The organism is Streptomyces sp. NPDC040410, from assembly GCF_055595715.1.
The window spans coordinates 28114-41564 of sequence record NZ_JBVIVK010000010.1 but is presented as its reverse complement, the minus strand read 5'-3'; the positions used below and the strand labels follow the sequence as shown (position 1 = coordinate 41564).

The following is a 13451-nucleotide window of genomic DNA, read 5'->3' as shown; positions in this document are numbered from 1 at the left end:
AGCGCTCCCCGCGGGCGACCAGGTCCTGCCGGTGCCACGCGAAGGCGTCCATGAAGGCGTTCGCCGCGGCGTAGTCGACCTGGCCCACGTTCCCGGACGCTCCGGAGGTGGACGAGAAGGTCACGAAGAAGTCGAGCGGCAGGGCCCGGGTCGCGGCGTCCAGATTCACCACGCCCGACACCTTCGGAGCCAGGACCTCCAGGAACTCCCCCGCCTGCTTCTTCAGGATGAACGCGTCGCGCGTCACTCCGGCGCTGTGGATGACGCCGTCGATCCGGCCGCACCTCTGCAGCGTCCGCGCGATCAGTGCGTCGGCCTCGGACCGGCTGGCCATGTCGGCCTGCTCGTAGTACGCGGCGCCGGCCCCGGCCGCCGTCAGCTCCTGGAGCGTGCCGCGCTTGTCCGGGTCCAGCGGGGACCGTCCGGTCAGGACCAGGGTCGCGTTCCCGGTCTGTGCGGCGATCTCCCTGGCGAAGACCAGGCCCAGTGCCCCCGTTCCCCCGGTGATGAGGTAGACCCCGTTCTCCTTCCAGGGAAGGGCGGTCGGATGTGCGGTGTCGTCCTCGGCCCAGGTCAGCACTTCGCGGCGCCCTGCCGCATAGCGCACGAGGGTGTCCTCGGGCCGGCCCCGGTTCTCCAGGATCCGCTCGACGGCCGTCTCGGCGGTGTCCGCCCCGTCGAGCAGGACGACCTGCCCGGTGACGTCCGGGTTCTCGAGCCGGGCCGTGCGGAGCATCGCCACGAGGCCGGAGAGCGGGAACGTGTCGGGGCCGTCGGCGATCACCACCTGAAGGTGGGTCCTGGCCGCCCCGCCCCGCACGGCGGACCGCAGGCGGTCGAGGACTTGGAGGGCATGGGCGGCGTACCGCCCGTCCAGGGTCTCCTCCTGCGAGGTCAGTACGACGACGTCGCTCTCGCCCCTTTCGCGGAGCAACGGGGCCGCCTCGGGCAGCCCGACGATGAGCACGGCCCGCCGCTCCTCGCCCCCGGCCGACGGCAGGCCGGGTGCCGGCCGCTCCTGCCAGTGCGGGTACAGCAGAGTCGCTTCGCTCCCGGCTGTCCCTCCCGTGCGCAGGTCTGACTCCGCACGCACCGTCACCTGAGCAGACGTCGCCTGATCCGGAGTCGGCTCCGTCCCGCCCCTCGGGCCGTGCCCCGGCGGCTGCTCCAGTACGCGGAAGGACAGGCCGCCGATCCGCACCCGGACCCGGCCCTGCTCATCGGCGAGATCGATGTCGAGCTTGCGCGTCGCCGAATCGCCCGGCTGCTCCTCACTCGGGCGCACCCACGCCCACATGGCCGCCGTGCACGTGTCCAGGACGAGGACGTCGTCGACGGCGAAGGGCACGGCGAGCCCGGTCGCACGGTCCGCCGCCCCCTCCCGGACCTGCTCTCCCACGAGTCCGGCGCAGGCCTGCAGCGCCGCGTCGAGCAGGCTCGGATGCAGCGTGAAGTCGCCCTCGGTGTCCCGGACCTCGGCGGGCAGCGCCAGTTGGGCCAGCGCCTGGTCCCGCCCGGTCCAGATGTACTGCACGCCCCGGTGCGCGGGGCCATAGGCGATGCCGGCCGCCCGGTAGAGCTCGTAGCACTGCTCGGCGGTGAGACCGGGCAGGTCGCACGCCTCCCGCAAGGACGGGAGGTCGAGCACGGTCTCCTCGACGCCTTCCGCGAAGTAGAGGTCACCCTCGCTGTGGAGCGTGAACTCACCGTCCGCGTCCGGCTCTTCCGGGGTGCTGCAGATCCGGAACCGGAGGCCGCCCTCGGCGTCGGGGTGCAGTCCGATGTGCAGTTCCCGCGGCCGGTCGGCCACCCGCAGCGGCTGTGCCCAGGCGATGTTGCCGAGCGCGACCGGTGCCGCGGGCTCGACGGAGGCCTTGCAGGTGAGGCAGGCGGCGGCGACGGCCATCTCCAGGAACGCCGCGCCGGGCATGACCCTGGAGCCCTGCACCACGTGGTCGCGCAGGAAGAACTCCCGCCCGGTGAAGACGGACGTGAAGCGCTGCTCCTCGAAGTCCGAGGTATTGGCCTGCACCATCGGGTGCAGCGGGCCGAAGCCCTGCGGGGCGGCCTGCCCGGCGGCGGGATCGCCGTCGAAGGGGAAGCAGCGCTCACGCGCGAACGGGTAGGTCGGCAGCGCGACGCGCCGGGGCGTGCGGGCGCCGTAGAGCAGCCGCCAGTCCAGCGGCACGCCGTTGGCCCACAGCTCGACCAGCTTCTCGTACTTCCCCTTGCCGGCCCATGCCGCGATCATCGCGTCGAGGTCGGTGTCGGAGGCGAACAGCGTCAGGACGGTGCTGTCGCCGGTGACCGTGGCTCGTACGACGTCTTCGCCGCCGGTGCCACTGTCGAGGAACTTCCGCAGCTTCGCGGCGAGATCGGGCACGGACACGGCGAGGACTCCCAGGCGCTCGTCCATCGCCTCCCGCCCGACCTGCAGCGTGTACGCGATGTCCGCGAGGCCGAGCTCCGCGTGCGCCGGACGCTCCAGCCACTCCAGGAGGTTCTCGGCCTGTGTCCGCAGGCGGTCCTCGGTCCGTGCCGAGAGGGGCACGACGACGGTCCGGCCCGCGTCCTCGACGGGCTGTTCCGCCGTGCCGGGTGTGTCGGGCAGGTACTCCGCGATGACGACGTGGGCGTTGGCGCCCCCGGCCCCGAAGGAGGAGACACCGGCGATGCGCGGCGCCGAGGTGCCGGACGCGTCGGACGGCTCGGGCCTCGGCCACTCGGCAAGCTCGCGCTGCACCACGAACGGCGTCTGCGTGAAGTCGATGTGCGGGTTCAGCGTCTGCGCGTGCAGCGACGGGGCGATCCTGCCGTGCCGGAGCTGGAGCAGCACCTTGGTGATGCCGGCGATGCCGGCGGCGCTCTCGGCGTGGCCGATGTTGCTCTTCACCGAGCCGATCGAGCAGAACTGCCGGTCGTCCGTGTGCTCGCCGAACGCCTTCACCAGTCCGGCGATCTCGATCGGGTCGCCCAGGGCGGTCCCCGTGCCGTGCGCCTCGATGTAGCTCACGGCGCGCGCGTCGACGTCGGCCGCCGCCAGGGCCCGGGCGATCACGTCGGCCTGGGCCTGCGGGTTCGGCACCGAGTAGCCGTTGGTCCTGCCGCCGTGGTTGACCGCCGTGCCCTTGATGACGCCGTAGATCCGGTCGCCGTCCGCGACGGCCTTCTCGAGCGGCTTGAGCAGGACGGCCCCCACGCCCTCACCGGGGACATAGCCGTCGCCGCCGGCGCCGAAGCTCTCGCAGCGGCCGTTGGTCGAGAGGAACCTGCCCTGGCTGAGCAGCAGGTACTTGTTCGGGTGCAGCGAGAGGTTCACGCCGCCCGCGATCGCCGTCTCGCAGTCGCCCCACTTGATGCTCTGTGCGGCCAGGTGGATGGATGACAGGGAGGACGAGCACATCGTGTCGACGCTCATGCTCGGGCCCTGCAGGTTGAAGTGGTAGGACACCCGGTTCGCGATGGACGCGGGGTTGCCCGCCACGGCCAGCGGCGCTTCACCGAGCTGCGACTGGGCGCCGTGGAGCTGGTACTCCTCGTACATGACGCCGACGAACACGCCCACTCGGCCGTCGAGGACGTTGCCGGTCCGGTTCCTGCCCGTGTCGCGGACATAGCCGGCGTCCTCCAGCGTCTCGTGGACGCACTGGAGGAAGAGCCGCTCCTGCGGGTCCATGATCTCCGCCTCGCGGGGCGAGGTGTGGAAGAACATCGGGTCGAAGTCGTAGGCGCCGTCGAGGAATCCGCCCCACTTGCTGTACGTCCTGCCCGGCACGCCCTTGTCCGGGTCGAAGAAGCGGCCGTGGTCCCACCGGTCGCCCGGAACCTCCGTGACGCAGTCCGTTCCCGCGGCGAGGTTCTGCCAGAACTCGTGGATGTCGCGGGCCTGCGGGTAGCGCCCCGCCAGCCCGATGATCGCGATGTCCCCGGTGCCTGCGGGAGTGTTCCCCGGCCGTCCCGGCTGCGGCCGCGCGACGGTGCCGGTACGCCCGGTGCGCGCGCCGTCCGGCGCGGTCCGCCACGCCGCGCCGCGTCCGGTGGTCCCGGACGCCTGCGGGCGGGGGCCCTCGGCGGGCAGGAGCTCGCGCATGCGGTCCGGGTGGGTCTCCAGGAAGTGGCGCGTCAGGGCCTCGATGGTGCGGTGCTCGAAGAACAGCGTCTTCGGCAACGATCCGAAGACCTCCTCCAGCGTGCGGGTCATCTCCATCGTCATCACGGAGTCGATGCCGTAGTCCTCCATCGGCGCCGCCGCGTCGATCTTGGCTGCGGGCAGGTTGATGGCCGCGGCCAGGAGCTTCTTGAAGTACCCCACGGCGTGCTGCGCGGTGCTCTCGTCCGGGTCGGCCGCCGGCGCCGCGGCGGCGTCGTGGGGAACGGGGAGCCGGGCGGGCGCCGGCGCCGTCGCCGGCCGGTCCACGAGCAGGCCGGCGAGCAGGGTCCGCCGCAGCCGCGGCTTGTCGCCCGCCAGCACGAGCACCTGGTCGTGCTGCGAGGCCAGGGCGCGGTGGAGAGCCCGTATGCCCGTCCGGGTGGGGAGCGGAACGAGGCCGAAGCGTTCGAGCAGCGACTGTTCGGTGCCCGCGTCGACGTGCATACCGCCGTCGGCCCACAGGGGCCAGCCGAGCGACAGCGTGCGGCCCTTCCGCTCGCCCCGCGCCACGCGGGCGTTGCGCTGGTGCGCGTAGGCGTCCATGAACGCGTTCGCCGCCGCGTAGTCGGCCTGGCCCACGTTGCCGAGGGCGCCTGCGACGGAGGAGAACGCGATGAGGAAGTCGAGGTCCGCGTCATGCGTCGCCTCGTCCAGATTCACCAGGCCCGCGACCTTCGGCGCGAGGACGCCGGCGAACTCGGCCTCGTCCTTCTTGAGGACGAAGCTGTCCTTGATGACTCCGGCGCTGTGCACGATGCCGTCGATGCGGCCGTGCGCCTCGCGGATCCTCGCGACGAGCGCCGTCACGTCGTCCCTGACGGTCACGTCCGCCTGCTCGTAGACCGCGATCGCGCCGAGCCGCCGCAGTTCCGCGAGCAGCTCCTCCTTGCGCTCGTCGTGCGGCGCGCGGCCGGTGACGACGATCCTGGGGCCGCGCACCCGCGCGGCGATGTCCCGAGCGACGTGGGCGCCCAGGCTGCCGGTGCCGCCCGTGATCAGGTAGACGCCGCCGTCCTTCCAGGGCACCTCGGGCGCCGCCGCGTCGTCCTCCTCACGCCAGCGCAGCACCTCGCGCCGGCCGCCGCGGTAGCGGACACCGGTGTCCGGCAGCGCGCCGCGGTCGGCCGTGACGTGGGCCGCCGCGCGCTCCGGGCCGGCCTGCGGGTCGACGAGGACGAGCTGGCCCAGCAGCCGCGGGTTCTCCAACTGGGCGGACTTCAGGACGGCGCCGAGCCCCGCCCACACGGACGGCTCCGCGGCCGATGCGACCAGCTGGACCCGGACGCTGTGCTGCGCGCGCTCGGCGAGGACCTCCTTGGCCGCCGCGAGCACCTGCACCGCGTAGTCGGTATAGCGGGCGTCGACGCCCGGCTCCGCCGAGTCGAGGAGGACGACCTTCGCCGCGTCCCGCGACTCCAGAGCCGCCGCGACCTCGGGGAGCCCGGCGACGAGCACCAGGCCGGCGGGCGCGCCGTCGGCGGCCACCTCGCGTTCCTTCGCGATCCAGTGCGGTGCGGCGAGGAGTTCGGCGGTGGTCGTCCTGGCCGTGTAGGCACGCAGGGACACGCCCTTGAGCCGGACGCGCAGCCGCCCCTCGTCGTCGCAGAGGTCGACGTCGAGGCGGCGGACCGCGTCGCTCTGCCCGCCCGCGCCGTCGCGGACCCAGGCCCACATCGACGGCGTGCACGGACCGTGGATCTCCAGCTCGTCGAGAGCGAAGGGCAGCAGGAGCGGCCCGTCCTCGTCCCGCAGCGGCAGCATGCCCGCGCAGGCCTGGAGGGCGGAGTCCAGCAGGGCCGGATGCAGCCCGTAGTCGTCCAGGGTGGCCCGGACGGCGGGCGGCAGCACGAGTCGGCCGAGGACCTGGCCCTCGCCCGTCCACAGCCGCTCGATGCCGCGGTGTCCCGGGCCGTAGGCGATGCCACGCGCGTGGAACGCCTCATACACCTGGTCGGCGTCGAGTTCGGCGTCCCGGCACGCGGAGCGCAGGCCGGCCAGGTCGACGTGGGTGTCGGTGCCGGTGGGCTCGGGCGCGACGTGGACCAGGCCCTCGCCGTGGACGACCGGCTGGTCGGCGGGGCCGTCCTCCCCTCCGGGGCTGAAGATCTCGAAGCCGACCTCGTCCTGGCTCCTGGGCAGCAGCCGCACATGAACGGTCGTGTCCTGGCCCTGCGCCACGACGGGCCGCGTCCAGACGACGTTCCTGATGCTCAGCGCACGTTGCGGCCCGTCGAGCGATGCCGCCACCGCGGAGCGCGCGAGCTCCAGGCAGGCGGCACCCGACAGCACGCGCTCGCCCTGGACCTGGTGGTCGTTCAGGAAGAACTCCTCGCCCGTGTAGACCGAGGTGAAGCGCTGCTCGTTCAGGCTGGAGGTGTTCGTGTGGAGCAGCGGGTGGAGCCGCGCCGTCCCCGCCGTGAGGCCGGCACCGGTGCCCGGGGACAGCCAGTAGCGCCTCCCCTGGAAGGGGTACGTCGGCATCGGTACGCGGCGGGGCGCGGCGCCGACGTGAAGCCTGCTCCAGTCGAACACGAGGCCGGTGACCCAGAGTTCGAGCAGTTTGGCGTACGTCCGGTCCGCGATCCACGTGTCGAGGGACCGCGCCTGGTCCTCGTCGGGGGTGAACACCGCGAGGACGCCCTGCCGGTGCCCGACCCGCCCGCGGTGCAGCTCGGCGACGTCCTCGTCACCGTCGAGGAAGGCCCGCAGCCCGGCGACGAGCTCGTCGGTCGTGGCCGCGACGAAGCCGAGGCGCTCCTCGTACGCCTCCCTGCCCACCTGGAGGGTGTAGGCGATGTCGGCGAGCGCCACGTCGGCGCCCTCCTCCTCGGTCGTCCAGCGCAGCAGCTGCTCGGCCTGGGCCCGCAGGCCGTCCGCCGTCCTCGCGGACAGGACGACGGCGGCGGGGTGGCCCGCGGTGTCCGCCGCGTGCGGACCCCGCTGCCGCGCCACGTACTCCTCGACGATGACGTGTGCGTTGGAGCCGCCCGCGCCGAACGACGAGATGCCGGCGATCCGCGGGGACTCGGTGCCGTCGGCGGCCCGCGGGCGCTTCCACTCCGCCAGCTCACGCTGGACGCGGAACGGGCTGTTGTCGAAGTCGATGTGCGGATTGAGCACTTCGGAGTGGAGCGAGGGGACGAGCTGACGGTGCTTCATCTGAAGCAGCACCTTGGTCAGCGCCGAGATGCCCGCCGCGCTCTCGGCGTGCCCGATGTTGCTCTTGACCGAGCCGATCGCGCAGTTCCGCGTCCGGTCCGGGTACTCGCGGAAGGCCTTGGTCAGTCCCGCTATCTCGACGGGGTCGCCGAGCGAGGTGCCGGTGCCGTGCGCCTCGATGTAGCTCACGTCGCGGGCGTCGACGCCGGCCTCCCGCAGCGCGTGGCCGATGACGTTGTGCTGGGCACGGGGGTTGGGGACCGAGTAACCGTTGGTCTTCCCGCCGTGGTTGAGGGCCGTGCCCCGGATGACGCCGTGCACGGTGTCCCCGTCCTCGATGGCCCGGGACAGCGGCTTCAGCAGGACGGCGCCGACTCCCTCGCCCGGGACATAGCCGTCACCGCCCTCGCCGAAGCTCTCGCACCGCCCTTTGCTCGACGCGTACTTGCCGCTGCCGAGCATCAGGTATTTGTTGGGGTGCAGGGACAGATTGACCCCGCCGGCGACCGCGAGCTCGCACCCGCCCGTCTGCAGGCTCTGGCAGGCCAGGTGCAGCGCCGTGAGCGACGACGAGCACATCGTGTCCACGGCCATGCTCGGGCCGTGCAGGTCGAAGACGTACGAGATCCGGTTGGCGATGGACGAGGCGCTGCCGGACAGCGTGACGTTGCGGCCCCGTGCCTGTTCCTGGGCGCCGTAGAGCTGGTACTCCTCGTACATCACCCCCACGAACACGCCGACGTTCCCGGCGAGACCGCGGTCGCCGTAGCGGCTCAGCGCCTCACGCGTGTAGCCCGCGTCCTCCATCGTCTCCTGCACGCACTCCAGGAACAGCCGCTCCTGGGGGTCCATGAACTCGGCCTCGCGCGGGGAGATGTTGAAGAACAGCGAGTCGAAGTGATCGGCGCGGTCCAGGAAGCCGCCCCACTTGGTGTAGGTCCTGCCCGGCGCGTTCTTGTCCGGGTCGAAGTACGGGCCGTGGTCCCAGCGGTCGGCCGGGATCTCGGTGACGCTGTCGCGGCCCTCGGCCAGGTTCCGCCAGAACTCCCGTACGTTGCGCGCCTGCGGGTACCGTCCCGCGAGCCCGATGACGGCGATCTCCAGGCCCTCGCGCGCGGTCCCGGGACGGCGGCCCCGCGTGCGCCGCGCGGACGGCCGGGGCCGCGCGGCGGGCTTCGGTGCGGTGTCGCCGACGGCGCCGCTGCCGGGTGCCGCGCCGTCCGCGCCCAGCAGCCCGGTCAGCCGGTCCCGGTGGGCTTCGAGGAAGTACTCCGTCAGGGCGCCGATGCTCTGGTACTCGAAGAAGAGGGTCTTGGGAAGCGATCCGAAGACCTGTTCCAGCTTGTTGGTCAGGTTCATCGTCATGATGGAGTCGATGCCGTAGTTGTCCAGGGCATCGCTCGCATCGATCCGGTCGGCGGGCAGGCGCAGCTCCGACGCGAGGAGCGTGACGAGGTACCGGCCTGCCCGGTCCGCCAGGGTGGCCCCCGGCTGCGGCGCGGCCTCGTGCGGGAGCTCCCGCGGTGCGGGGTCCGCCGGGGCGGGTGCCACCGGAGCGGCACCTTCTGTGTAGGCCCGGGAGGTGAACCCCTTGAGGCGGCAGCAGGGCACGCCGCTGTCGTCGAGAAGGTCGATGTCCAGCTTGCGGACGCCGCTGCCCGGCCGGTCGCCCTCGCTGTGCCTGACCCAGGCCCACATCAGCGGGGTGCATGGCCCCAGGATCTCCAGCTCGTCGAGCGCGAAGGGGAGATGGAGGACTCGGGTGTCCGCCGGGCCGCTGTCGTCCTGGCCGAGCAGGCCGATGGAGGCCTGCAGGGCGGAGTCCAGCAGGCCCGGGTGCAGCATGTAGCCGTCGAGCGTCGTTTCGGCCTCGGCCGGAAGGCGCAGCCGCGCCAGGGCCTGGCCGTCGCCGATCTCGATGCCCTCGACGCCGCGGTGCGCCGGTCCGTAGTCCAGACCGAGGCTCTGGTACGTGCGGTAGCAGTGCTCGGCGTCCAGGTGTGCGGTGGCGCAGGCGGCCCGCAGCGCGGCCACATCCACCGGGTCGGCCGATACGCCAGCGGTGTCATCGGCTTCGGCGGTGAACACGGCCTGGCCCTGGCTGTGCACGAGGGGGTCCGGCCCGGTGTCGTCGCCCGGCACGCTGGATATCTCGAACGTGACCTCGCCGCTCTCCTCGGCGTACAGCGTCGTCCGAACGCGCACGGGACGGTCCGCGACCGTGACGGGGCGCGCCCAGACCACGTTGCGCAGCGTCGTCCGCCGCGGCCCCGCGTCGAGCGAGGCGGCCAGCGCCGCACGGGCCATCTCCAGGTACGCGGCACCGGGCAGAACCCTGCTGCCCTTGACGACGTGGTCCCTGAGGAAGAACTCCTCGCCCGAGAACTCCGAGTCGAACCGCTGCGCGTCGAGGCCGGAGGTGTTGGCGTGCACGAGGGGGTGGAGCCGGGAGGCGCCGGGTGCGGCACCGTCCGGGCCTGCCGTGATGTCGCCCACCCAGTAGCGCTCACGCGCGAAGGGGTAGCCGGGCAGCGGAAGAAGCCGCGGGCGCCGCCCGCCATAAAGCTTGGCCCAGTCGACGGCAAGCCCCTTGACCCAGAGGTCGAGCAGCCTGTCGAACTTCCGCTTCTCGACCCAGACGTCGACGGTGGCCGCCATGTCGCTGTCGGCGCCGAGCACGGACAGGGTTTCCCGGTGGTCCTTGACACTGCCCAGGTGAAGGTCCTCGACGTCCTCGTCACCGGCGACGAACGCGGCGAGCTTCGCTGCGAGTTGGTCCGGGCCGGAGACGGTCAGCGCGAGCCGCGTCTCCATCGCCTCGCGGCCGACCTGCAACGTGTAGGCGACGGCGGCGAGGTCCAGGCGCTCCAGGTCCTGGCGTCCGAGCCAGTCCAGCAGGTTCCGTGCCCTCTCCCTCAGGCGCTCACCGTCCTTCGCGGAGAGTACGACGAGGCAAGGGGTGTCCTGGTCGGCGGCGGTGCGGGCGGTGTCGTCACGGCGGTACTCCTCCACGACGACGTGCGCGTTGGAGCCGCCCGCGCCGAACGACGAGATGCCGGCGATGCGGTTGCGCGTCGGCCGGCTCCCGTCGGCACCGTCATCCGTGGGGCGCTGCCACTCGGTCAGCTCCCGCTGCAGGCGGAACGGGGTCCCGGCGAAGTCGATGTTGGGATTGAGGTCCTGCGCGTGCAGGCTGGGGGCGATCTCGCCGTGCTGCATCTGGAGGACGACCTTGAGCAGTCCCGCGATGCCCGCGGCCGCCTCCAGGTGGCCGATGTTGCTCTTCGCCGAGCCGATGGCGCAGTACTGCCGGGCGCCGGTGTCCTGCGCGAAAGCCTGCGCGAGCCCGTCGACCTCGATCGGATCCCCGAGCTCCGTCCCCGTGCCGTGCGCCTCCACGTAGCCGACCTCGGCGGCCGAGACCCCCGCATGGTCCAGGGCCGCGCGCACCACCTCGGCCTGTGCGACCGGGTTGGGCACGGTGTAGCCGTTGGTGCGGCCGCCGTGGTTGATGCTGCTGCCGCGCAGCACGGCGTGGATCACGTCGCCGTCCCGCTCGGCGTCCGCCAGCCGCTTGAGCAGCACCACGGCCACGCCCTCGCCGGGCACGAAGCCGTTGCCGCCGGCACCGAAGCTGCGGCACCTGCCGTCGTCCGACAGCATCCGCTTGCCGGACATGAGGGTGTAGTTCGACGGGTGCAGGTAGAGGTTGACCCCGCCCGCGAGGGCCAGGTCGCACGCGCCGCCGCGCAGGTGCTCCATCGCCTCGTGGACGGCGCTCAGCGACGACGAGCACATGGTGTCGACGGGCAGGCTCGGGCCTTTGAGGTCGAGGAGGTACGAGACGCGGTTCGCCACCGACGCGAACGAGGTCAGCGGGTGGAGCTTCTCGTTCTGCTTCCAGAGCTGCGGCCCGTAGAGGTCGAACCCGGTCTTCGACACGCCGGCGAAGACACCCACCCGCCCGTGATGGGCGTCGGCGAGGCGGCGGCGCGTGTATCCGGCGTCCTCCAGGGCGTTCCAGGACTCCTGCAGGAACAGGCGTTCCTGCGGGTCCATGTTCATCGCCTCTTGCGGCGAGATGTTGAAGAAGAGGGGGTCGAAGTCGGCGAACCCGTCGAGGAACCCGCCCCACTTGCTGTAGCTCCTGCCCAGCGCCACGGCCTCGTCGCGGTCCGGGTGGTAGAAGCCGTCCAGTTCCCAGCGGTCCTCGGGAATCTCGGTGACGCTGTCCCGGCCCGCGGCCAGGTTCTGCCAGAACTCGTGCAGGTTCCGCGCCTGGGGGAAGCGGCCGCTCATCCCGACGACGGCGACGGCGTCCACGGGCGTCGCGACGGCGGGTGCGGGCTTCCCGGCAGAGCGGGTGGTGCCGGAAGGGACGGCCGCGGCGGGTTCGGCCGGGGCCGCCGCTGGTTCGGGGTGCGTCCGCCGTGCCGCGGCGAGCCCGGCCCAGTCGAGGCACGTGTCCCGGTGCTCGCGCAGGAAGTAGTCGGCGAGGGCGTCGAGTGAGTTGAACTCGTACAGGAGCGTCTTCGACAGGTCCGCGAAGACCTCGGCGAGCTTCCGGTTGAGCCGGGTGACGATGATCGAGTCGATCCCGTAGTGCTCGAGCGGGGTCTCCGCGTCGATCTTCGCGACCGCGAGGCCGATGACGCCGCCGAGTACCTGCTTGAGCCTGCGCACGACCTTGTCGCGCAGCTCCGACTCGTCCACGGCCGCAGCGGTCTGCGCGGAGGGTGCGGCGGGGGTCGTGACGGCCGTGGCCGGCTCTCCGAGCAGCGCCCGGCGGATGCGCGGCCCGTCGCCTTCGACCGCGAGGACCTGCCTGTGGTCCGTGGCCAGGCACTCGTGCAGCACGCGGACACCCGTCTCGGTGCGCAGCGGGTGCATGCCGACGTGCTCTCGCAGCGCGCGCCGCGTCTCCGCGTCGACGGGCATGCCGCCCTCGGCCCAGAGCGGCCAGTTGAGCGAGAGGCTGCGGCCCGAGCGCCGCCCTGCGGCGACCAGTTCCGCGCGGTGCCACGCGAATGCGTCCATGAACGCGTTGGCGGCCGCGTAGTCGGCCTGGCCGACGTTGCCCGTGACCGCCGCCGCGGAGGAGAACAGCACGAAGAAGTCCAGCTCGTCGTCGCGGCAGGCGTCGTCGAGGTTGACCGCTCCCGCCACCTTCGGCGCGAGGACCTGGCGCAGGTCGTCCGGGGTCTTCTTGAGTACGAAGCCGTCCCGGATGACGCCGGCGCTGTGGATGACGCCGTTGACCGCGCCGTGCTTCCGCCGCACTCCGGCCAGGAATGCCTCGACGCCGGCCGCGTCGGCGACGTCGAGGGGCGTGTAACGCACCCGCGTGTGCGGGCTCTGCAGCGACTCCAGCAGGCGTCGCCGCTCGCCGTCCAGCGGGGAACGCCCGGTGAGATGGACCGTCGCGCTGCGGACGGACCGCAGCAGGTCCCGCGTGAAGACGAGACCGAGGCCGCCGAGGCCGCCGGTGATGACGTAGGTGCCGCCTTCCTTCCAGGCGACCGCGGTGTGCTCGGGGGCAGGCAGCTCCTGCCAGGTCAGGACCTCCCGGCCGGCGTCGCCGAACCGCACCGCCCGCTCGTCCGCGCGGTCCCGGCTCGCCAGGATCTGCGCGGCGCGCGTGGCCGGCGCCGCGGCGGCGTCGACGAGGACGAGCTGGGGCACGAGCCTCGGGTTCTCCAGGGCCGCGCTCTTCAGCATGCCGAACAGGCCGCGGTGGAGCGCGTCCTCGCCGGTGCGGGCGCAGACGAGCTGGACCAGCGTCCGGGGCAGCGCTGGGTCGGTGAGCAACTCGCGGACCGCGTCGAGCGCCTGTCCCGCCAGCTCGGTGCAGCGCTCCGCGAGAGCGGAGGCCCCGCTCTCCAGGAGGCGCACCGTGACCGCCGCGTCGTGCTCCCGCAGCGCCTGCGCCACTTCCGGCGGCCCGGCGAGCAGCACGACGTGCCCGGGCACGCGTTCACGCGTCGCGGCGCCGTCCGGTGCCGGCTGCCACACGGGGTGGAAGCGCACGAGTTCCCGGCCCGCCTCAGCGGCCTGACGTCGGCTCAGGAAGTCCTTGACGTGCTCCTTCGAGACCCGCCCGGCCTTGAGATCCAGCAGAAGCTGTTCGAGCTGCCTGTCCATG

General features: G+C 72.6%; 1 protein-coding gene (running past one end of the window). It reads right to left on the bottom strand.

The window, feature by feature from the left end; translation table 11 throughout:
* A protein-coding gene (locus tag ACZ562_RS20655; protein WP_471181017.1) for an SDR family NAD(P)-dependent oxidoreductase crosses the window boundary here: on the bottom strand, nucleotides 1-13450 show its 5' portion. 275 nt of this gene lie to the left of the window's left edge; the window shows 13450 of its 13725 coding nt (coding positions 1-13450); the start codon lies at nucleotides 13448-13450; its stop codon lies off the left edge, out of view.
* Nucleotide 13451 lies beyond the last annotated feature (1 nt).